16 protein-coding genes and 1 tRNA gene are annotated in these 21,401 nt (G+C 51.5%); 9 read left to right on the top strand and 8 right to left on the bottom strand.

What is annotated here, in order from left to right; all coding sequences use genetic code 11:
- The first annotated feature begins 131 nt into the window (after window positions 1–131).
- Together addB and addA are read left to right on the top strand one after the other, a co-directional pair.
- The gene (gene addB, locus RYZ26_RS12980; protein ID WP_317683647.1) at window positions 132–3,134 is read left to right on the top strand and encodes a double-strand break repair protein AddB; all 3,003 of its coding nucleotides are present in this window, start codon (window positions 132–134) and stop codon (window positions 3,132–3,134) included.
- A 130-nt stretch (window positions 3,135–3,264) separates the two neighbouring features.
- Window positions 3,265–6,696 (top strand): double-strand break repair helicase AddA, encoded by a 3,432-nt coding sequence (addA, locus tag RYZ26_RS12975; protein WP_317683646.1) that lies wholly within the window; start codon window positions 3,265–3,267, stop codon window positions 6,694–6,696.
- Window positions 6,697–6,740: 44 nt separating this feature from the next.
- On the opposite strand, the gene gpt is transcribed toward addA, so the two are convergent.
- Together gpt and RYZ26_RS12965 are read right to left on the bottom strand one after the other, a co-directional pair.
- The gene (gene gpt / locus RYZ26_RS12970) at window positions 6,741–7,241 is read right to left on the bottom strand and encodes a xanthine phosphoribosyltransferase (RefSeq protein ID WP_317683645.1); all 501 of its coding nucleotides are present in this window, start codon (window positions 7,239–7,241) and stop codon (window positions 6,741–6,743) included.
- Window positions 7,242–7,371: 130 nt separating this feature from the next.
- A complete protein-coding gene (locus tag RYZ26_RS12965) occupies window positions 7,372–8,478 on the bottom strand; it encodes a hypothetical protein (protein ID WP_317683644.1) in 1,107 nt (368 codons plus the stop codon).
- A gap of 354 nt (window positions 8,479–8,832) precedes the next feature.
- Between RYZ26_RS12965 and RYZ26_RS12960 the strand changes: the two genes are divergently transcribed.
- Both RYZ26_RS12960 and RYZ26_RS12955 read left to right on the top strand, forming a co-directional pair.
- Window positions 8,833–8,909 (top strand) — tRNA-Arg (locus tag RYZ26_RS12960).
- Between the two features lie 178 nt (window positions 8,910–9,087).
- Window positions 9,088–10,065, top strand: coding sequence for an ABC transporter substrate-binding protein (locus RYZ26_RS12955; protein ID WP_317683643.1), 978 nt, complete (start codon window positions 9,088–9,090; stop codon window positions 10,063–10,065).
- A 6-nt stretch (window positions 10,066–10,071) separates the two neighbouring features.
- Here RYZ26_RS12955 and RYZ26_RS12950 read toward each other — a convergent pair whose 3' ends face one another.
- The 4 genes from RYZ26_RS12950 to RYZ26_RS12935 form a co-directional block, all read right to left on the bottom strand.
- Window positions 10,072–10,434: a DUF3127 domain-containing protein gene (locus tag RYZ26_RS12950; RefSeq protein ID WP_317683642.1), complete on the bottom strand. Its 363-nt coding sequence runs from the start codon at window positions 10,432–10,434 to the stop codon at window positions 10,072–10,074.
- A 73-nt stretch (window positions 10,435–10,507) separates the two neighbouring features.
- Window positions 10,508–11,767 carry an HD domain-containing phosphohydrolase gene (locus RYZ26_RS12945; RefSeq protein ID WP_317683641.1) on the bottom strand — a complete coding sequence of 420 codons (1,260 nt, stop codon included), beginning with the start codon at window positions 11,765–11,767 and terminating at the stop codon, window positions 10,508–10,510.
- Between the two features lie 216 nt (window positions 11,768–11,983).
- The gene (locus RYZ26_RS12940) at window positions 11,984–13,846 is read right to left on the bottom strand and encodes a cyclic nucleotide-binding domain-containing protein (RefSeq protein ID WP_317683640.1); all 1,863 of its coding nucleotides are present in this window, start codon (window positions 13,844–13,846) and stop codon (window positions 11,984–11,986) included.
- Between the two features lie 44 nt (window positions 13,847–13,890).
- Window positions 13,891–15,282 (bottom strand): tetratricopeptide repeat protein, encoded by a 1,392-nt coding sequence (locus tag RYZ26_RS12935; RefSeq protein WP_317683639.1) that lies wholly within the window; start codon window positions 15,280–15,282, stop codon window positions 13,891–13,893.
- A 193-nt stretch (window positions 15,283–15,475) separates the two neighbouring features.
- Between RYZ26_RS12935 and RYZ26_RS12930 the strand changes: the two genes are divergently transcribed.
- Window positions 15,476–16,153, top strand: coding sequence for a substrate-binding periplasmic protein (locus RYZ26_RS12930; protein ID WP_317683638.1), 678 nt, complete (start codon window positions 15,476–15,478; stop codon window positions 16,151–16,153).
- On the opposite strand, the gene RYZ26_RS12925 is transcribed toward RYZ26_RS12930, so the two are convergent.
- Window positions 16,154–17,080, bottom strand: coding sequence for a zinc ABC transporter substrate-binding protein (locus RYZ26_RS12925; protein ID WP_317683637.1), 927 nt, complete (start codon window positions 17,078–17,080; stop codon window positions 16,154–16,156). It lies immediately after the preceding gene.
- 95 nt (window positions 17,081–17,175) lie between these two features.
- On the opposite strand from RYZ26_RS12925, the gene RYZ26_RS12920 reads away from it, so the two are divergent.
- From RYZ26_RS12920 to RYZ26_RS12910, 3 genes are read left to right on the top strand one after another with little or no spacing between them, the layout of a single operon-like run.
- Complete coding sequence (locus RYZ26_RS12920) at window positions 17,176–18,000, top strand: ATP-binding cassette domain-containing protein (protein WP_317683636.1); 825 nt, start codon at window positions 17,176–17,178, stop codon at window positions 17,998–18,000.
- Entirely contained in the window at window positions 17,966–18,787 is an 822-nt protein-coding gene (locus RYZ26_RS12915) for a metal ABC transporter permease (RefSeq protein ID WP_317683635.1), read from the top strand. The genes RYZ26_RS12920 and RYZ26_RS12915 overlap by 35 nt, the downstream gene beginning before the upstream one ends.
- Window positions 18,784–19,173: a Fur family transcriptional regulator gene (locus RYZ26_RS12910; RefSeq protein ID WP_317683634.1), complete on the top strand. Its 390-nt coding sequence runs from the start codon at window positions 18,784–18,786 to the stop codon at window positions 19,171–19,173. Before RYZ26_RS12915 ends, RYZ26_RS12910 begins: the two co-directional genes overlap by 4 nt.
- On the opposite strand, the gene RYZ26_RS12905 is transcribed toward RYZ26_RS12910, so the two are convergent.
- Window positions 19,170–20,075, bottom strand: a complete 906-nt coding sequence (locus tag RYZ26_RS12905; protein WP_317683633.1) for a LysR substrate-binding domain-containing protein — start codon at window positions 20,073–20,075, stop codon at window positions 19,170–19,172. The genes RYZ26_RS12910 and RYZ26_RS12905 overlap by 4 nt on opposite strands.
- A gap of 119 nt (window positions 20,076–20,194) precedes the next feature.
- Here RYZ26_RS12905 and nhaA point away from each other — a divergent pair, with 119 nt between their 5' ends.
- Window positions 20,195–21,397 carry a Na+/H+ antiporter NhaA gene (gene nhaA, locus RYZ26_RS12900; protein ID WP_317683632.1) on the top strand — a complete coding sequence of 401 codons (1,203 nt, stop codon included), beginning with the start codon at window positions 20,195–20,197 and terminating at the stop codon, window positions 21,395–21,397.
- Window positions 21,398–21,401: the final 4 nt, after the last annotated feature.

The raw sequence follows: 21,401 nt of genomic DNA, 5'->3' as shown, positions 1-21,401 counted from the left end.
GGGAATGTCCAAATTCAGTTAGTACTTGTCCCCTATTCTACTCAGCTTTGCAATCCGTACTAATCACACCTGCGTGAGGAAGGCGTGAAAACCCACTGGACCGTCGTTTCCTTTCCCATTACAAACGTTCCATGAACAGTCGCGCGCCACATGTCTTTAGCATTTCCCCCAATGTCTCTTTTGCAGATGCCTTGGCCCGTGGCATTGTGTCCAGATTTGGTGATCGCCCGGAAAAACTCTCGGAAGTCACGCTGTTGTTACCGACCCGACGGGCGTGCCGCACTGTGCGTGATGCTTTTCTACGCTTTTCTGAAGGCAAACCTTTGCTTTTGCCGCGCATGCAGCCCCTTGGCGATCTGGACGAAGATGAATTGGCGCTGACCGGATGGCAGGATATTGGCGGGATCAATGCCATCAAGCCAGCGATTTCCCCGCTTCGTCGCCAGATGCTGCTGACCCGGCTGATCCTGGGATTCGAAGGCGATAAAACAACGGCAGATCAGGCCGCCCAATTGGCAGGCGAACTCGCCGGACTGCTGGATCAGGTCCATACCGAAGGACTTGCCTTTCACGATCTGAAATCTTTGGTGCCGGAAAACTACGCCGAACATTGGAATATCACCCTCGATTTCCTGAAAATCCTCACCGATCACTGGCCCGTGATCCTGGAATCCGAAGGCGTCATCGATCCGGCAGATCGCAGAAATCGCCTGCTGGATGCCCAGCGCCGTGTGTGGGAGGAAACACCACCCCAAGGCCCGATTATTGCCGCTGGTTCCACCGCCAGCATCCCGGCCGTTGCCGGATTGCTTGCCTGTATCGCGCGCCTGCCCCAAGGGATGGTCGTGCTGCCTGGGCTTGATACCTATATGGAAGATGATGACTGGGAACATCTGGCCGCAAGCCACCCCCAGTTTGGGCTGAAGCAACTGCTGGATCGCCTGCATATGGGACCGGAAGAAGTCGAAGATTGGGGCAACCACGGGATTGAAGGATCACATCCGACGCGTGCGAAATTGTTATCCGAAGCCATGCTGCCTGCCAAAACAACCGATAAATGGCGATCCATGGATCATCCCGTCGGCAGTGTTTTGGATGGGGTTGAACGGGTCGATTGCCCCACCCCGTTTGAAGAAGCAGGCGCCATTGCCCTGATGTTGCGCCAGGAACTGAGCCATCCCGGACAGACCGCCGCCCTTGTGACGCCAGATCGAAACCTTGCACGCCGGGTCGCATCCGAACTGCGTCGCTGGGGCATTGAAATTGACGATTCGGCAGGAACACCGCTGCAACATAGCCCGACCGGGACCTATCTGCGGCTGATGGCCCAATGTGTGGCGGAAGATTTCGCCCCCATCCCGTTTTTGGCCCTGTGCAAACACCCGTTAAGTGCCGCCGGGCAAAGCCCCATGGTCTTTCGCCGACTGGTGCGCCAGCTGGAACTTAAAATCCTGCGTGGCCCCCGTCCCGGCCCCGGCATTGACGGCATGCGCTTTGCCCTGGACCGTCTGGAAAGTGACTGGCGCAAACGTACCAACCGCCTGAATACCGTTCAGAAAAAGATACTGGAAGATTTGCGCGGGCTCCTAAGTCACATCGAAACCGCCCTTCATCCTTTCACCAAGGCGATGAAGCGCAAAAAAACCGATGTGATCAAACTGATCGAAGCTCACGTCAAGGCTGCTGAAGCCTTTGCCGCAACCGATATGGAACCCGGCGTGCAGCGCCTCTGGTCCGGCGAAGCAGGGGAAGCCTCAGCCGATTTTATTTCTGAGCTGATGATCGCTGCTCAAGGATTTGGGGAGTTGGAACCGGATCATTACCCCGCCCTGTTTGATGCCTTAATGCTGGGCAAAGCCGTGCGTCCCAAGTTTGGCGCACATCCCCGCCTTGCGATCCTTGGTCTGTTTGAAGCTCGACTTCATTCCGCTGATTTAATCGTACTTGGCGGACTGAACGAAGGCACCTGGCCACCGGATGTGACCGCAAGCCCGTGGATGAGCCGCCCAATGATGCATGATTTCGGTCTGCCACAACCGGAATTCCAGATCGGTCAAACCGCTCATGACTTCACCCAAAACTTCTGCGCCCCGCGCGTCATCATCACCCGATCTGACCGGGTGGATGGCACACCGACCGTGCGATCTCGCTGGCTGCGCCGTCTGGAAAATCGTTTGTCCGGTACTGAAATAGCGGACCAATTCTCAGGCTCTTCCGGGTGGCTTTCCTGGCAGGCAGCCCTTGATTACGTGGCGAAAATTCAGGCCGTCGGCCCACCTGCACCCCGCCCGCCTGTGTCTGCACGCCCACGTGAAATGTATGTCACACGTGTAGAAACATGGATGCGTGATCCTTACGCCATTTATGCCAGAAATATATTAAACATCAAGGCACTGGATGCCATTGACGCTGACCCTGGTGCAGCGGACTATGGTAATATTATCCATGAAGCATTAGAAATATTTATGGAAAAATTCCCCAAGGATTTGCCGAACAATGCGGACCTGGAACTGCGCGCCATTGGCCGCGAAGTCTTTGGTGGGGAGCTGGAAAATCCCGGCATCTGGGCCTTCTGGTGGCCACGGTTCGAGAGGATTTGTGACTGGTTTATCGAACAGGAAAATGATCGCCGTGCGTTAATTGCCAAAACTTACAGTGAGATTGAAGGCACCATCGCCTTTGATGCGCCAGGTGGACCGTTCAAACTTTCCGCCAAAGCAGACCGCCTGGACTTATTCAAGGACGGTGAGATTTCCATCATCGATTATAAAACGGGTGTGCCGCCGACCAAGAAAGAAGTCGAAGCCGGGTTTGCCCCGCAACTGCCATTGGAAGCCGCCATCGCCATGGAAGGCGGGTTTAAAGAATTCGGCCCGCGCGAGGTCAAGGAATTGGAATTCTGGCGTTTGCGTGGCGGACAGGTTGCCGGACAGAAAGTGCCAGCAACTGACAATCCCGCTCAGATCGCTGAAGATGCACTGGAAGGTCTGAAAGGGCTGGTCGCGGCCTATGACCGGGTCGAAGCGCCTTATGGATCACGTCCAAATCCGGAAAATGCGCCGAAATATTCCGACTACGAACATCTGGCCCGCGTTAAAGAATGGTCCACCGCTGCCCCGGGGGAAGATGAATGATAAAGCAAGCTTTATTCACTCTCCCTGTCATCCCGCACCTGTTGCGGGACGACCTTGGGAAGGCGCGCACCTGCATCAACCGATTGTCCCGGAATGAATCCGGGATGACAGGTATGAGAGGGGGCAAACGATGACAACCTTTCTTGACCCCAATATCGTACAGCGCAAAGCCTCTGATCCGCGTGCATCGGTCTGGGTAGCCGCAAACGCAGGCACAGGTAAAACCAAAGTTCTGACCGACCGGGTGCTCTCGTTAATGGTAACGGGCACCAAGCCGCAGCATATTCTGTGTCTGACCTTTACCAAGGCCGCAGCGGCTGAAATGTCCAACCGGATTGCCGATAAGCTGGGGGAATGGTCGATCATGTCGGATGCGGCCTTGCAGGCCGCCCTTGAAGATTTATTGACACGCCCGGCAAAGCCCGAAGAATTCACGCTGGCACGTCAGTTGTTCGCCTATGTGCTGGATACCCCCGGTGGCATGCAAATCCAGACCATCCACGCCTTCTGCCAGTCTTTGCTGCGCCGTTTCCCGCTGGAAGCCGAGATCGCCCCGCACTTTCAGGTGATGGATGAACGATCCGCCGCTGAACTGTTGAAGAAAGCACAGGATGACATCTTGATCGATGCCCGCCTGGGCCGCACACCGGACCTGCATGAGGCCCTGCGCATCGTCACCAGCCATATCCACGAAACCGCCTTTCCCGAACTGATGGGCGCATTGGCCGGGGAACGCGGTCGCTTGCGCCGGGTGCTAGACTATCATGGTGGTGTGCGCAAACTGGTCGCTCGACTGGCCGAACTGATGGAACTGAACATCACCGATACGCCCGCGCGTATTATAGAAAAAGCATCTGAACAGGACAGTTTCGACGCGTTAGGCCTACGCGTTGCCATTGATGGGTTGCTCAACGGGTCCAAAACAGATAGGGGGCGCGGTGAAGTGCTGGCAGGTTGGCTGAATGCCACGCAAGCCGAACGCCTCGACAAGTTTGATGACTATGCCAATGCGTTCCTGACAGGCAAAGGCGAAGTGCGCAAAACTCTGATCACCAAAGGCGCAGCGGCAGAAACCCCATCAGCGGTCGATGTCTTGAACGTCGAAGCCTTGCGGATGATGCGCACCCTGACCAAGATCAAAGCGGCAACCACACTTCAGACCACCAATGCCTTATTACGCATCGGTAAATGCCTGCTGGACAGTTATGAAAAATATAAACGCGGCGCCGCCCAGTTGGATTATGACGATCTGATCCTGAAAACACGTGATCTGCTGACCCGGGAGAATGTGCCCTGGGTGCTTTACAAGCTGGATGGCGGGATTGAACATGTGCTGGTCGATGAAGCCCAGGACACCAACCCGGACCAGTGGCGCGTGATTGAGGCCCTGACGCAGGAATTCTTTGCCGGGATCGGCACACATGAGGAAGACAGCCCGCGCACCATCTTTGCCGTGGGTGATGTGAAACAGTCGATCTACAGCTTTCAGGGCGCGGACCCGGCAGAGTTTGAACGGATGAAAAATCTGTTTGCCGAACATGTCCCGCAGGCCGAACAGGACTGGCGCGAAGTCCCTATGACCGTGTCGTTCCGTTCTACCCGTGCCGTCCTGCAAGCCGTTGATGCGATCTTTAGTGATCCGGTCGTGGCCCAAGGTGTAGAGATTGACGACACCATCCACCATGATGCCTGGCGCGCCAAAGACGGCGGACTGGTGGAAGTCTGGCCTGCGATCAAACCAAGCCCGGCCAACCCCAGCCCCGCCTGGAAGCCGCCTGTAGAACGTATTCAGGCTGATAGTCCGCGTGCACGATTAGCCAAGCTTATAGCAAAACGCATTCATAAGATGCTTTTGACCAAAGAAACGCTGGAAGCCAAGGGGCGCCCCATTGAAGCAGGCGACGTCATGGTACTGGTGCGCAGACGTTCCGGCTTTGTGGAAGAGCTTGTGCGCGCCCTGAAAGAACTGGATGTACCCGTTGCGGGTGTCGATCGGATGGTGTTGAACGAGCAAATGGCGGTGATGGATCTGGTCGCGCTTGGTCGCTTCCTTTTGCAACCCGATGATGACCTGCAACTGGCTTGCGTCCTCAAAGGTCCGTTGTTGGGTATGACCGATGAAGACCTGTTTGATCTGGCTTATAAACGCAAAGGTTCCCTCTGGTCATCACTGCGGGATCGGGCAAAGTCCGACCTGCATTTCCATCAGGCCCACAGTTATCTGGCCGACCTGATGGGCCGCACGGACTATGTGCGACCGTTTGAATTGTTTACCTATGTGCTAACCGCGCTTGACGGTCGCAAAAAACTGATTTCACGTCTGGGCGTTGAGGCTGAAGACCCGCTTAACGAATTCCTTGATCTCGCCCTGCAGTTTGAACGCAGCCATGCGCCCGCTTTGGAAGGCTTCCTCGCCTGGCTGGAAACGGGTGATACCGAAGTAAAGCGGGACCTGGAACAGGCCAGCCACAATGCGGTGCGGGTGATGACCGTTCATGGCGCAAAAGGTCTGCAGGCCCCCATCGTCTTTATGCCCGATACCTTACAAGCCCCGACCATGGGGGCAAAACTCTTCTGGCCACGTGATCCAGATGAGGAAGAAGAGCTCTTCATCTGGCCGCCAAAATCAGAATATATGGAAGACCTTTCCAAGGCAGAAAAAGAACGGCTCAATCAGAAGCGGGATGAAGAATACCGTCGTCTTTTGTATGTGGCCTTAACGCGTGCGGAAGACCGCCTCTATGTCTGTGGCTGGGAAACCAAACGCGCTGCCCCCGCCAATTGCTGGTACAACCTGATCAAAGACGGGCTTTCCGGTGTCGCCGAAGAACTGGATGACGCTTTCCTTGACACTGCTGAAGAAAGTGACGAAAGTCAGCTTCTCCGCCTCACATGTGCGCAGGAAAAAGAGGTCAAAGTCGAAACCGGGCCGAGCCAGCTTGATCTGGTGCAGGAACCTTTACCTGACTGGGCGAAATCCAAACCCGGCATGGAACCCAGCCCGCCCAAACCGCTTGCACCTTCCAAACCGATTGAACCGGAACCCGCCACACGTTCACCATTGGGCGATGATCATGGCTATCGCTTCAAACGCGGGAATATTATTCATGCCCTATTGCAAACCCTGCCGGAACTGCCGGAAGATCAGCGTGATGGTGCCGCGCGCACATATTTGCGCGGCGCCAATCTGGATTTAAGCGAGACTCAACAGGAAGAAATCGCTGCAGAAACCCTGCGTGTTCTATGCGATGAAGAATTTGCCGAAGTCTTCAGCCCCAATTCACAGGCCGAAGTGCCGATTGTGGGGGAAGTGGCGGGTCGTGTGATTTCAGCACAGGTTGACCGTTTATTGGTCAAGGATGATGAGGTCGTCGTCATCGATTATAAAACCAACCGGCCCCCGCCGCGCACGGTTAAAAAGGTCCCGACAGTTTATATCAATCAGATGAAAGCCTATAAGCAGGCGTTGGAACTGATTTACCCGGACAAGCCCGTGCGCTGTGTGTTGCTTTGGACTGATACGCCCAAGCTGATGGAAATCCCGGATGGGATGTTGAGATAAACTGACGATTCTTTATCTTGGTGAAACACCGATATGAGTGGGCATTAACCCTTATCGGTGCCAATGGGCTTGCTGTATTGCAGTTGCGTATCCCACGGGAAGAAGACCCAGGTTTCCTGTTCGACCTCTTTTACAAAAGAATCGACCAGCGGTTTGCCTTCCGGTTTGGCATAAAGCGTGACGAAATAAGCTTTTGGCAGCATTTCGCGCACGACCTTGGCGGTGGTTCCGGTATCAACCAGATCATCCACCAGCAGCCAGCCTTCGCCGTCATCGGTCAGTGTGGCTTCTTTCATCACATTAACGGGCGAATCGTTCAGTTGTGCCGCGTCATCGCGGTAAGCTTCGCAACAGACTGTATCGATCAGTTTCAAACCCAGTTCACGTGCCATGATGGCCGCCGGGATCAACCCGCCACGAGTAATGGCGATAATGCCTTTGAATTTCTCACGTTTTGTCAGTTCACGTGCCAGTTTACGGGTGTCTTTATGAACTTCCGCCCATGAAACCACTTCTGCGACGATGTCGTCTTCCAAAGATGCCATCTTAGTTTGATCCTCTGATTGATATCAATTTGCCCCTCTAATAACTTGAACAGCTGGTCAAGTCAAAGGGGCAATAAAAAACCGACCCATATTTCTATAGATCGGTTTCTCATTTTAAGGAGTGTCAGGCTTAACGAAGATAAAGGTGAACTTCGTTTGTCTGCGCCGTTGCGCTGTTGCTTGCACTCAGACCAACGCGGCTTGGTGGCAGACCCATTTCTGTGAGGCTGCGCAGAACCTGTTCGGCCTGGCGACGTGCTTGTGTGGCGCCGATAGCTTGTTGACCCGGGGACACTTGTGACGGTGTCACTGCAACCAGATCAAAGACGGCATCCGGGCGACGATCCAGCACGCGCTTTACAGCTGTGTAAAGGGCTTGCTGGTAGTTCACTTTCGTGCGGTCAAAACGGATAACGGCCAGTGGGCGACGGTTTGGCTGTTGTGCGGTGCGCTGGAAGTTCGGGCGGGTCACGGTTGTTGTGATGCCAGTTGTCGGCGCAGCCATGCGGTTGGAAAGGGATGTCCCGTAAATCTCACCCGCTTTTACACCAGCAGCCAGTGTATTGAGGTTCGCACGTTCAGCTGCCACATAGTTTGTCTGGCGACGAACGTCTTCGGTTACTTCGCTGAGCAGGCGCTGGATCAGAACGACGGTCTGATTGACTTCATCCTGCAGGATAGCCAACTGACGGTGATCTTCATCAACTGCACCGGAAATACCAAAGGTCGCCTGAACGGATTCCAGCATGTAAGAAGACATGGTGGAATCTTCAGCAACTTTCTGTGCCAGTGAATTCATTTGGGCGATGTCGCTGCTCAGACGATCAAGATCAGCCAGAGAGCTGTTAAATTGCTGGACCAAAATCGGGTTGCCGGGTGTGGTGCCGACTTGCAGGCGCGCATTGATCGCGGCAACTGTGCCGTGATAACGCTGCGAATCCTGAACTGTTTTAGCACGCAGGTCCTGCAATTCCCCATTATGGGTACGAATCTGATTGATCAGTTGGCTGAGCTCTGCGCGCATCGCCTGAACTTTTTTACCAACAAACGTGCCTGTGGCTTCACCTGGCGTAATCGGCGCAGGTTCGAAGTTTGTTGTACCAAGAGCGGGTTGACCCGCGGCTTGTGTCGCTGCGACTTCCTGTCCAGCTTCTTGCGATGTCGCAGAGTTTTCTGCGGCTTCTTCCCCTGTCAGAGAAGGCCAGAGCGCTTCTTCTGTAAAAGAACATGCAGACAACGTGAGTGCTGTAAGTACTACCCCTGCCTTTGACCACTTAAGAACCATAGTGTACGGCTACCTTTTTTATAAGTCCCGAAACCAACTTAAAATAAATTGGTTAATTAATTATTTAGTTTCCCCTGAGGTAAAGCCTTGGTTCCCCCAGATAAATGCGAGCAAATCTTACCCTAAAGGAAACAACACAGACAAGGGCGTATTTGTCTTTTTTTGCAATCAAATAGCCTCAGATCGAACTTTCTGTAATTTTTTTGAAAAAAACTGTGTTTTTCCTCTTGACCGATGGGGTCGAGATCGCTACTTTCCGCGCCACCCCAACAGGGGATGGCTCTTCGGGGTCACGACATAAAGTATGCGCCCATAGCTCAACTGGATAGAGTACCTGACTACGAATCAGGCGGTTGGAGGTTCGACTCCTTCTGGGCGCGCCACTTTCAAAGCCTCAAGGTTAACGCCTTGAGGCTTTGTTCGTTTCAGGCCCATTGGTTTCAATTCCTGGTATTTATTGCCTATTTCCCATAGATCCTGCGGGTGGATCACCTGAATAGGGTATGCCGGGCATATTTATTTATGATATCTCAATTATAAATAGATATAAGAGAAGGTGATATGTGCTCAAAAATATTATCAAAGGCTAAGTTAATTCTGATCCCCCTTTGTGTGACGGTCTGTACTTTTCTAGGTTCTGTCCAGGCACAAACGCTGGAAAAGCTTTCATTAAAGCTGCAATGGCTACATCAGTTTCAGTTTGCCGGATATTATGTGGCAAAGGAAAAGGGATTCTATCGCGACGCTGGTCTGAATGTGGAAATTGTCCCTTATGAAGAAGGCAGCCAGAATGTAGTCGATTTGGTCAGAACCGGTGTGGTGAATTTCGGCACGGGGCGATCTTCGCTGGTGGTGGATCGATTAAATGGCAAGCCGGTTGTGGTACTGGCAGCGATCTTTCAGGAAAGCCCGTCTGTCTTGCTCGTGCGCAAAGGCAACGGCATTGAGAGGCTGACCAATCTGATCGGGCGCAAAGTCATGGTCAGTCCAGATGCCTTATTGGCGGCGGATTATTTTGGCATGTTTGCCAAAGAGGGCATTTCCCCGCATGATATTGTGAGTCAGAAGCATAGCTATAATCTGGATGATCTGATTGATGGCACCACCGACGCCATGGCCTGTTATATTTCCAATGAACCTTATGTGTTGCAGGAACGTGGCGTGCCGTTTTTGGCCTTCCGTCCCAAAGACTATGTGGAAGGTTTTTATGGAGATATGCTTTTTACCTCGATCCGGGAGACAATGAACCATCCGGAACGTGTGAGTCGTTTCAAGGCTGCCTCTTTAAAAGGGTGGGACTATGCTTTTGAAAATATAGAAGAAACAGCTGAGATAATTTTTAATAAATATAATAAGCAGAATAAAACATTAGCCAGTCTCATTTTTGAGGGCCATGAGCTAAGGAAACTGGCTTTGCCTCCTGACACGCCGTTGGGGCATATCAGTTTGCAAAAGCTGAACACACTTGCCAATCTTTATTATTCACAAGGATTGATCAGTGATACCAAGGGGCTGACAGGGATTGTCTTTTCTGACTAAGCCATCCTAGAACGGGATCTCATCATCGATGGGCGAAGAATTGTATGGTTGGTCCGTTTCAAATTCGACGGCACCGCTGCCGATGGGGGCGCCCTGGTCCTGACGCTGGCCGCGGTTTACCTGCCAGGCCTTAACATCTGTATACCAACGGCCATTATATTCACGGCTTTCAATGTCGATGGAAACAGTTAAGCGTTCGCCCTGTTTGATGGCCATTTCATCAATTTTGTCGCCCCAGACCATGAAGCAGACTTTCTTTGGATACTGGCCGTCGGTTTCCAGGATATACTCTTGCTTACTCCATTCCCCTTTTGCGGACTTGCCGGATTTAAGCGGGAGGACTTGTACGATTTTACCTTCGATTTCCATAAGAGCGATCCTGTTACATGACTTAGTGTGGATGCTTTATAGTCGAGTTCAGATGCCTTGGATAGGGGGCTTTTTAAGAACTGGTCCCTTCGCGGATGGCAATTTTGTAAAGTTCATCAGCGTTGGCGCGTGCCATGTCGAACACTTCTCTATCCAGCTGGCCATCCGCCACCATGCCTTCCATGATATTGATGACTTTTTCGGCCTTCAGACGCGCACGATAGGGGCGTTTCTGACAAAGGGCCTGGAAGATATCAGCGATGGTCAGAATTCGTGTGGGCAGATCGATCTGATCGGCTGACCAGCCAAAGGGATAGCCGGACCCATCCAGTTTTTCATGATGTTCAGAGGCCCATTTGGCGATGGGCGTATTGGGGAAAATGGCTTTCAAAACCCGTTTGCTGTCCAGCGGATGGCTGCGCATTTGTGATGATTCATCTTCTGTCAAGGCTTCGGGTTTTTCCAGAATTTCATCCGGGGTGCGCAGCTTTCCAACGTCATGAAGCAATCCGGCAATCCGCAAGGTGCGGCGGTCTTTTTCTTCCAGCCCCATCAGGCCGGCAATGGTGTAGGCGAGATCAGCCACCCGCAGGCTATGGAAATGGGTAAAGGGGCTTTTGGCATCAACGATCAGAGAGATCAGTTCCCCCAATGCTTCGACCTGATTGAAGCTGAGAGTGACACTGTGATCGGAATAAGCCAGTGTTTCAAAGATGGCTTCATCCAGATATTCATCGCGCAGTTCCAGCCAGAAACTGTCTTTTTGCACGGCTTTTCGCGCGGCTTCAAAAATCTTTTCAGAAAAGAGCGTACCGATAAAAGATTCAAGTTTGTTTAAGACAAACTCTTTCTTCTGCAGGATCCTGTATTTTGGATTGTTCAGGTTGAAAACGCAGAATTCCACATCCAGACGATCAGCCAGAAAGATGAGATTAGCGATTTCTTTGGTTTCGTCATCCAGATCGTCGGGCAGCTTTTCCCAACGTGTGTGATGGTAGCGAACAGCGGTTTTATAATGTTTAAAGGGTTCGAAGCTGCTGAGAAAGAATTCACCGCGTGCGCAATGTTCATCTGCACCAGACCATTCAATTTCATCCAGTAGTTTTTGATGGGTGGCAGTGGAAGAAACCCCGCAGTCATGGAGCATACCTGCCAACAGGCTGAAATGACGTTTGTCGCGGCCCCAGCCCAGATAATGGGAAATTCGATGGCAGATCAAACCGACGCGACGCCCATGACTTCTGTCATCTACGCCGACATAGTCCAAAGCCGTAGTAACGGTGTGGGCAGCGATTCCCACATCCATTTCAATCATTTCGAAGTCTTTTGACATATTCATCAATACCCAGCGCCCTTATTGTTATCCGATCATGAATGATCTTTAGTTACAAAGTTAGCACCTATACTCTTAAAAGAATATAGAATTACAACCTAGTTTGACCGACACCGTTATATTTTAAATTATTAATAAAGATAAGATGTCTAAAAATCAACTATATATATGCAAAATTATAACCGTTAGTTATTTTGTATTGGGTAGAGATACCGGCTATGCGGAAGTTTGGGCATCATCATCAATGATGTCGTCTTCATCCTGATCAAAAGAGTCAGGATCAAAGCCGAGTTCTTCATCAATTTTGGCATTCTTGCTGGGCCCTAGATCAAGGGAGACTTCTTGAGCGCGCATCAGGTTTTTCTCGGTCACCTGGGCAAGCTTTTGGGCATTGTGGGCCTGATAGACTTCAAGGGCAGCCTGGAAGGCTTTGACTGCGGCTTCGGCGGTTTCGGGTTTGCGGGTCTTCTGTGACAGCATGAAAAGGGCAGAGCCAAGATTATTCTGTGTTGCCGCCCACAACATGGGGGTCTGCATTTTATTGCGCACAGCCAAGGCTTCACGACAGGCTTCTGCCGATCGCGCGATCATGTCCAGATCGCCGAGCTGACTGCCCAGCGTTTGAAGGGCACGGGCCAGATTATGTTTGGCATCCCCCCATCTGCGCGGCGTGGTGGAGGCAGTATAGACCTGCAACGCCCCCTGGAAAGCAGCGATGGCTTCGCGAAGGGCGGTGTTATTTTCATCCATCTGGTCCTTTTTGAACAGTAACTGCCCAATGACGATTTGCAGGTCTGCCCATTCGTTGGGGAAGCCTCCTTTGGTGAAAAATTCGCAAGCTTCACGCAGGGTTTCGATGGCGGCTTCCAACAGGTTGGCTTCACCACCCTGATCAAACCAGGCGCTTTGGACAAATCCCAGATGGCGTTTGATGATCCCTTCCAACATGGGGGATTTGGTGCGCCGCATGTTGCGTAACGCTTTGTGGTAAGTTTCTTCGGATTCTTTTAGACGATCCGGTTTTTTCTTGGTGATCCCGCAGGTGGCAAGAAGATTGGCAAAACCGACTTCAAAGCGGACCTGTTCGTCCGGGTCCAGATCACGCATGCGTTTTTTCATGGCCGGTCGGGCTGCATCCAGTGCAGGACCAAGCACGGCTTCATAAGCTTCGCGCTGGGCCTTGTCTGCCGGGATCATAGCGCCGACACACATAGCATAAAGATAACCGGGGATGATCTCTTCCATATCAACCGGGATGTCGATGGCATCACAGGGCTGGATATATCCGGCGCGATCATGTCGCAGCGGGTGGCTTTGGGTCATGCGCAGATGCAGGGTCTGTCCACCTGCGCGTGCCTGCCCCCAGACCAGCAGATCGCCTTCCTGTTCCGTGAGCCAGTTATGCGCGTTCTTGCGTATTTGCCCCCAGACCATGGGCGTGTCGGAAAAATCAGCAAAGGCAAAGGCCGAATCGGTGCGGCGCACATTGATCAACCCGCCACCGATCTGTTCAGCAACGGATTTCAGCGTGTTATATAAAAGCAAGGTGGCTTTTTTATCGGGGTCATCAAACAGGTCGGCCACAACGATTTCAAAGGTGGCTTCGCGTCCTTTGTTGGAACTGAACAGACGCGACAAAAAGCCTTTCTTTTTCGGCTGCTGTCCGGTGGCGCCGGGTTTTGCTGGCGCACGTGTGGTGGACCCGTCAGCAGGGGACACACCAGCTTTCGCCAGCATATCATCGGCTGCGCGCAGACGTTCCACCAGTTTGGACATGACCTTTGATGATAAATCTGGATCGTTTTGAATACCGTTTAACAGCGTGTCCGGCGAAATCTCTTTTACAGCTGTCGGGCCAACGGCGCGTGACGTTGCGCTACGTGGGCTGCCGTCAATCACTCCCATTTCGCCAAACAGTTCTCCAGTCTTGAGTTTTGCCAGCAGAACAGCGCCGAATTTACTGTTTTTTGTCAGTTCCACACTACCTTTCATGATGACAAACGCAGACCCGCTCGGATCACCTTCTTTGAAGATAATCTCCCCGTCTTTGAGCTTGCGAATTGTCCCACCTTCGGACATCGAACTGACTTTCCTTCTATAAACTATTCAAGAGTATACATATTTTAGCTTAAGAGAAGCTTATCATTCAAGGCACTATAGAGTTTGTCAAATGCACTGTCCCAATCACCGGGACTGTCTTGGCGGAAAATACGCATGTCGGGATACCAGGGAGTGTCTTCACGATGAAGCATCCAGCGCCAGTCCGGCGTGAAAGGCAGCAACAACCAGACAGGCTTTCCAAGTCCGCCTGCCAGATGGGCAACGGACGTATCAATGGTGATGACCAGATCCAGCTGGTTGATGATGGCCGCAGAATCGGCAAAATCCTGAACATCACGACCTGCATCAATAAACAGGCAGGATCCGCCGGATTGCAGCAGTTCTTGGGCGCGATCCCCTTTTTGCAGGCTAAAGACTGTGACGTCTTTATAACCGGAAAGCGGCATAAACCGTTCGATATTGACCGAACGACGCCGATCATTTTGATGAGTTGGACTGCCGCCCCAGCAAATCCCTATGTTTAAGCCCCCTTTGGGCGCTGGGCGCAGACGAAAACGACTTTCAGTGGGGGGCGTGAGATAAGGAATGGTGCCCGGGATATTGTCTTCCACCACATCCAGCAAATGCCCCAGACTCAACAGGGGCACCCAGTAATCAAAGGCGGGCGGGGTGCTGCCAAACATGACCAGTTGATCCACGCCGTCCAGGTCTTTGAACAGTTTGACCAGTTCGGGCTGGCATTCCAGAATGATGGTTGCGTCCGTGCGTTTTTTAAGTTCGGGTAACAGGCGGACAAACTGGATGGCGTCGCCAAAGCCTTGCTCGCGGTGGATGAACAGGGTTTTACCTTGAATATTTTCGCCTTCCCAGCGTGGTTGCTGGAAATCGCGCGGTGGGCTTTTATCCAGATTCCAGCGCGCATCATAATTGGCAAAGCCGGTCTTTAAATCCCCCTTCATTAGATAGGTTAGCGCCATATCCCAGCGACAGTCTTTGTAATTGGGATCTTTTTCCAGAATGGTTTCAAAATCACGGATGGCTTCGTCACATCGCCCGGCGTCGCGCAGGACAAGCGCTTTGTTATAGAGATAAAGCAGGTCGTCGGGCTTGAGGGCAACGGCCTTTTCATGGGCTTCAATGGCTTGATCTATCCGGTCCAGGTCATTTAACACATTGCCCATATTGGAATAGGTCCCGGCATGATCGTCGCGTAGAGTTAAAGACTTGTGATAGCAGGCGAGGGCAGCGTCGAATCGCTGCAATTTGCGAAGGGCAACGGCCATATTGTTATAGGCATCGGGTTGGGCGGGGTAAAAGGCGACGGACTGGGCATAGAATTTAAGGGCTTCCCCAAATTGATTTTGTTTATGCAGGTGGGTTGCCTTGGCAAACAGATGCTGGCCTTTTTCTTTTGCGCTCAGGTCCTTAAACTCTTTTTGTGCAGGTTTCGTCATTCTTTATGCCGTCCCATGGAATTGTCTGAAAGCAGCTTAGCCAAAGAATCTTTTGAAAAAAAGAAATTTAGGCTTGCACTTTATTCGGCTAACCCTCAAATCAAAGGATATGAAAAATCTTGTTTTCGCATTTGTTGTTTGTATTGCACTTTTAGGTTTTAATTCTGTATCAGCAGAGGAAAAAACCTTAAAGGTGGGTGTTGGCCTGTCCATTCCGCCATATGTTATCAAGGAAGAAAATCGCGGGATTGAATTTGATATCTTAAAAGAGGTTCTGGCGTCCCAGGGCTATAAGATGCAGCCCGTTTATGTGCCGCTTGGCCGCACCCTTCATTTGATCCAGCATGGCAAGGTTGACGGCATCATGTCAACGGGGCGTGATGATTTACCCGGATGTTATACCGATACCCATATCACCTATTGGAATTTCGCCATCACCCTGAAGAAGAAGGGGCTGAAGATTGATACGGTTTGGGACCTGCAGGACAAGACCGTGCTTTCCTTTCAGAATGCCAAACATTATCTGGGGCCAAAATTTCATGAAATGGCACTGACCAACAAGCTCTATCGTGAAATTGCTGATCAGAGTGTGCAGAACAAATTGCTGTTCACCGGGCGCACCGATGTTGTGGTGGCTGATCGTTATATCTTTGAATGGTATCGCAATGATGAAACGGTCACCCAGGTGACTGATACCACACAGGAAGTCACCCATCATCGCCTGTTTGATCCCAGTCATTTCAGCGCCGTCTTTAAGGATGAGGCGGTCTGCAAGGCGTTTAATGTGGGATTAAAAAAGATGCGAGATTCCGGTCGGTATGACGAAATCATCGCATCTTATAATGTGGGCGATCCAGAATTACTGAATTAATCAACTGCCCAGGCAGGTTTTGAGCGTCGTACCAATGTTATTCATCATCTGGAAATAGTGCTGTGGGCCTGCATCAAAATCTGCGCCCAGTGGGTCCAGTTTGGCTGTCTTGATCTGTGTGCCTTCAATAACCGTTTTGACCATTTTGTCGGAGAACTGCGGCTCATAGAAAACACATTTGACGTTCTTGGTTTTCACAAGTTCACGCATATGGCGGATGTGTTTGGCACCCGGTGCAGACTCGGGGCTGAGGGCGACAACGCCTGCCTGGTTCATGTGATAGCGTTTGTTGAAATGGCCAAAGGCGTCGTGGAACACAACAAAAGCTTTATCTTCAACATCATGTAATTGGTCATGGATATCGTGATCCAGCTTTTCCAGCTTTACATGCAGGTTATGTGCATTTTTGGCGTAGGTTTTGGCACTGGCCGGATCAATCTTGCTGAGGCCAGCTTCAATTTTTTCCACCATTTCGATAGCCTGGCGGGGATCAAGCCAGATATGGGCGTCTATCTCATGGTGGTGGTCATGCTCATCATCATGACCTTTGTGATTATCATGGTGATCATGGTCGTCATGCTTGTCGTGTTCTTTATGATCGTCATGCTCTTCTGCAAGCATCACAAGGGACAGACCTTTGGAGTTCAGCGACTTTAAGGATTTCGCGAGGTTGGTTTCCAGTTCTTCCGACACCCAAATCACCGCATCGGCATTCTGCACTTTGCGTGCATCAGATGGTTTGAGGGAGAAATGGTGTGGGGACTGCACGGCTTTGATCAGAAGTTCAGGTTTACCAACCCCGTCCATCACACCGCTGACCAGCCCATGAAGTGGTTTGATTGAGACCACAACCTTGGGCGCAGCTTGCGCAACAGTGGAAAGAGCAAGGAAGGACGTAAGTGCGATAACGGGGAATCTAAAAGCCATGAAAGGGTCCATATGTTATAATATAACGAATTGTGTTATGTTATTACATATGGTAAGGGTCGCTTCAAGGAAAAAACAGGATTGCAATGCGGCGAATGACTGATTTTGATAAGCCATTGATTTCATTAAAAAGTGCGGGTGTTTATGAAAATGAACGCTGGCTCATTCGTGATGTGGACCTGGTGGTTCATCCCGGTGAAATTGTAAGTCTGATCGGTCCCAACGGGTCTGGTAAAAGTACCACCTTGAAAGCTGCCATCGGTCTGATGAAATTACGCGAAGGTGAGGCTTATAAACGCCCCGGTCTGCGTATTGGCTATGTCCCGCAGAAATTAAGTATTGATGCAACCTTGCCCATGACGGTGCGCCGCCTGATGAAACTGTCTGCGCATTATAATGATGATGTCATTGAGGATATGTTGCATAGTGTCGGCATGCTTGAACATGCCAATAGCCCGGTCCATGCGTTGTCAGGTGGTGAATTCCAACGTGTGTTGCTGGCACGCGCCATGATCGGACAGCCGGACCTTTTGTTACTGGATGAACCGGTGCAAGGGGTGGATTATACGGGTGAAGCGTTGCTTTATGATCTGATCAGCAGTTTTCGCGACAAGACGAATTGTGGTGTTTTGCTTATTTCTCATGATTTGCATGTGGTGATGGCACAGACTGACCGGGTCCTATGTCTGAACGGTCATGTTTGTTGCACAGGGACCCCACAGACGGTTGCGAATAATCCGAAATATCAGGAATTGTTTGGCGAACACGCAGCAAATTCTTTTGCCCTTTATCAGCATAAACACGACCATACCCATCTTGATGACGGCCGGGTCATGCATGCCGATGGATCCATCACCGATCATTGCCATCATGAAGACGGGCATCATGACCACGAAAAAGGAGATCGTCATGCTGGATGATTTCTTCTTCCGCGCGCTGATTGCCGGGATCGGGGTGGCGCTTTGTGTTGGCCCGCTGGGATGTTTTGTTGTCTGGCGGCGCATGGCCTATTATGGGGACACCATGGCCCATAGCGCATTATTGGGTGTGGCGTTGTCCTTTTTATTTGAATTTTCAATGACGTTGGGCGTGTTTGTCATTGCCTTGCTGGTCTCCCTCTTGTTGGTTGCCTTGCAGAGACGACGGTCATTACCGACCGATTCGCTCTTGGGGATTTTATCGCATTCTTCCCTGGCCATCGGGCTGGTGCTGGTCGCTTTTATGACTTGGGTGCGCATTGATCTGGAAGCGTACCTGTTCGGTGATATTCTGGCGGTGACCAAGACGGATATTTTACTGGTTTATCTCAGCACCTTCGTCATTCTGACGGTTCTGGCCTATCTATGGCGCCCCTTATTGGCGGCAACGGTGAATGAGGATCTGGCGCTGGTGGAAGGGTTGAAGCCACAACAGAGCAAACTGGTCTTTATGGTGTTAATGGCCGGGGTGGTGGCAATTGCCATCAAGATCGTCGGGGTGTTGTTGATCACCGCCCTGTTGATCATTCCGGCCGCCAGTGCGCGCAGGTTTTCAACCACACCGGAAATGATGGCCGTGTTGGCGGCTATGATTGGTGTGCTGTCGGTTGTGCTGGGCCTTTGGGGGTCTTTGCAATATGATACGCCGTCCGGGCCATCCATTGTGGTCGCAGCCATGATGTTGTTTGGGGTCAGCCTTATTCAGCGCAGAAAGGGGAAGCCATCATGAAAACGACATTAACCAAGAATCAGCAACTTGTGCTGGATTGCCTGAAACGGTCCGATGCGCCCCAGACGGCTTATAATCTGCTGGATCAGCTGCGCGATGAAGGTCTGCGTGCCCCGCCCCAGATTTATCGTGCACTTGATAAGCTGATGGAACTGGAACTGATCCACAAGCTGGAAAGTTTGAACGCTTTTGTGGTCTGTGCCCATGATCATGACCACAGCGGGTTCAGCGCTTTTTCTATCTGTAACGACTGTGGTGAAGTCGCGGAGTTTGAGCTGCCGAAAGTCTCTGCTTTGTTAAACCAATGGTCAAGCAGACAGGCCTTTGTGGCAGAAACCACCACCATTGAAGTGCGTGGTCATTGTTCGAAATGTGTGAAACCCTAAGTCTGCATAATTTCTTCGCTTTTTTTGCGAAACAATTCAGCCAGTTCAAGATATTGCGCATCCAGTCGGCTGTCGTTGCGCCAGACAAGCGCGATGTCGCGGGTCGGTCGATTTTGCGTCAATTTTTTCACGCTCAATCCATCGCGTCCCTTGATTTCTGACAGGATGTACAGGGTGGGGAAAAAGGAAATCCCGGCACCCATACCGACCATATGACGCAAGGCATCCAGACTGGTGCCTGCGTAATCATAAAGCAGTTCTGCCCCATAAAGGGTACAGAGGTCCTTTACCTGATTGTGCAGATGGTGCCCGGTTTCCATGGTTAGGACTTTCTCGTTCTTCAGGTCCTTGCCTTCCAGTGTGTCCTTTTGTGCAAACGGATGGTCGTTGGCCATCACCACATGCAAATCTTCACTGAAAATCAAAGCTTTATTCAGTTTGGGCGACACAATGGGGAGCGGACTTAAGGCAACATCCAGTTTGCCTTCGGCCAGTTGGTTCTGGATATCTTTGGGCGCCCCTTCGCTGACAAAAAGTTTTAGTTGCGGAAACTGGATATGAAGCGTGGGCACGATATGGGGTAGTATGTAAGGGCCCAATGTGGGCGGCACCCCAAGACGCAGACGGCCACTGAGCGGGTTTTCAATCTGTTTGGCAAATTCCACCAGGTCTTCTACATCCGCCAGAATTTTGCGGGCGCGCGCGATAATTTCCTGACCTGCCGGGGTGGGGGAAACGCCTTTTCTGGATCGATCAAACAGGCGGGTTTCCAGGCGATGTTCCAGCGTGGAAAGTTGTGCGCTTAAGGTCGGCTGGGCCACATGGACCCGATCTGCCGCCCGCCCGAAATGGCGTTCATCATCGACAGCGACGAGATATTGCAGTTGACGCAGGGTTGGCATGGGGATCTCCTATTCAATAGTTATGTCCTATCATAAATTGGTATTTCTTTCTATTATATTTATCAAAAAAATCACATTACCATAGGTTTTAACGATTAAAACCACCAGGAATGTAAGAAATGACAAATGTATCAACGGAGCAAAATGGCTTCATAAATAAGGAGACAGCCGGCGGCCTGTTGCTGATTGGCGCCGCGTTTTTGGCTCTGATTGTCAACAACAGTGCGCTTTCATCATGGTATATGGCCTTGTTGAACGCGCCTGTGATTGTGCAAGCAGGCCCGCTGGAGATTAACAAACCGCTTTTACTTTGGGTGAATGATGGCCTGATGGCCATTTTCTTCTTCCTGGTGGGGCTGGAGATCAAACGTGAAGTGATGGAAGGTGAACTGTCCACCTTTGATCGCGCTGCCTTGCCGCTGATTGCGGCGGTGGGCGGCATGTTGATCCCAGCCCTCGTTTATCTGGGCGTGAACCTTTCAACACCTGAAAATTTCTCCGGCTGGGCGATCCCGGCGGCAACGGATATCGCCTTTGCGCTGGGCATTCTGGCCTTGCTGGGCCCGCGCGTCCCTGTTGCGCTGAAAGTCTTTTTGCTGGGTATTGCCATCATTGATGATCTGGGGGCGATTATTGCTATTGCGCTTTTCTATACAGACAATCTATCGACCACATCCCTGATGTTTGGGCTGGGTGGCTTTGGTCTATTGGTGGCCCTGAACCGTATGGGGGTTCGTGCACTCGCGCCATATGTACTGATTGGCCTTGTCGTTTGGGTTGGTGTGCTGAAATCAGGCGTTCATGCCACTTTGGCAGGGGTGATGATTGCGCTGACCGTACCGCTGGCGGAAAAAGGTGGTCATTCACCGCTCAAGCATGTGGAACATGGGCTGCACCCCTGGGTCGCCTTTATGATTATCCCCATCTTTGCCTTCTTTAACTCCGGTGTGTCTTTCGCAGGTATGTCTTTTGCCAGCCTGTTACAGCCACTGCCGCTGGGGATTGCGCTGGGCCTGTTTGTCGGCAAGCAAATCGGGGTCTTCAGTTTCTCCTGGATTGCGGTCAAGATAGGGATTTGTCGCCTGCCGCGTGGTGTCAACTGGATGCAGGTCTATGGCGTGGCTTGCCTGACCGGGATTGGCTTCACCATGAGCCTGTTTATCGGAACGCTGGCCTTTGAAACATCCGAACAATTAAATGCCGTTCGCCTGGGCGTGATTATGGGATCGATCCTGTCCACCTTTGTGGGTGTGATTGTCCTGAAACGCAGCCTTGCGGATAAGAAACAAGCTGTGCCTGCGGGTGCGACTTCTGCAACCTAATGAA

It is taken from the genome of Terasakiella sediminum, from assembly GCF_033100395.1.
Classification (GTDB): domain Bacteria; phylum Pseudomonadota; class Alphaproteobacteria; order Rhodospirillales; family Terasakiellaceae; genus Terasakiella.
The sequence above is the reverse complement of the archived record's forward strand: the minus strand, read 5'-3'. Positions and strand labels throughout refer to the sequence as shown.

What these genes read in the sequence shown, in the direction of transcription:
- addB (WP_317683647.1), top strand. Translation starts at nt 132, where the DNA reads ATGAACAGTCGCGCGCCACATGTCTTTAGCATTTCCCCCAATGTCTCT.
- addA (WP_317683646.1), top strand. Translation starts at nt 3,265, where the DNA reads ATGACAACCTTTCTTGACCCCAATATCGTACAGCGCAAAGCCTCTGAT.
- gpt (WP_317683645.1), bottom strand. Translation starts at nt 7,241, where the DNA reads ATGGCATCTTTGGAAGACGACATCGTCGCAGAAGTGGTTTCATGGGCG.
- RYZ26_RS12955 (WP_317683643.1), top strand. Translation starts at nt 9,088, where the DNA reads ATGTGCTCAAAAATATTATCAAAGGCTAAGTTAATTCTGATCCCCCTT.
- RYZ26_RS12950 (WP_317683642.1), bottom strand. Translation starts at nt 10,434, where the DNA reads ATGGAAATCGAAGGTAAAATCGTACAAGTCCTCCCGCTTAAATCCGGC.
- RYZ26_RS12945 (WP_317683641.1), bottom strand. Translation starts at nt 11,767, where the DNA reads ATGTCAAAAGACTTCGAAATGATTGAAATGGATGTGGGAATCGCTGCC.
- RYZ26_RS12940 (WP_317683640.1), bottom strand. Translation starts at nt 13,846, where the DNA reads ATGTCCGAAGGTGGGACAATTCGCAAGCTCAAAGACGGGGAGATTATC.
- RYZ26_RS12935 (WP_317683639.1), bottom strand. Translation starts at nt 15,282, where the DNA reads ATGACGAAACCTGCACAAAAAGAGTTTAAGGACCTGAGCGCAAAAGAA.
- RYZ26_RS12925 (WP_317683637.1), bottom strand. Translation starts at nt 17,080, where the DNA reads ATGGCTTTTAGATTCCCCGTTATCGCACTTACGTCCTTCCTTGCTCTT.
- RYZ26_RS12920 (WP_317683636.1), top strand. Translation starts at nt 17,176, where the DNA reads ATGACTGATTTTGATAAGCCATTGATTTCATTAAAAAGTGCGGGTGTT.
- RYZ26_RS12915 (WP_317683635.1), top strand. Translation starts at nt 17,966, where the DNA reads ATGACCACGAAAAAGGAGATCGTCATGCTGGATGATTTCTTCTTCCGC.
- RYZ26_RS12910 (WP_317683634.1), top strand. Translation starts at nt 18,784, where the DNA reads ATGAAAACGACATTAACCAAGAATCAGCAACTTGTGCTGGATTGCCTG.
- RYZ26_RS12905 (WP_317683633.1), bottom strand. Translation starts at nt 20,075, where the DNA reads ATGCCAACCCTGCGTCAACTGCAATATCTCGTCGCTGTCGATGATGAA.
- nhaA (WP_317683632.1), top strand. Translation starts at nt 20,195, where the DNA reads ATGACAAATGTATCAACGGAGCAAAATGGCTTCATAAATAAGGAGACA.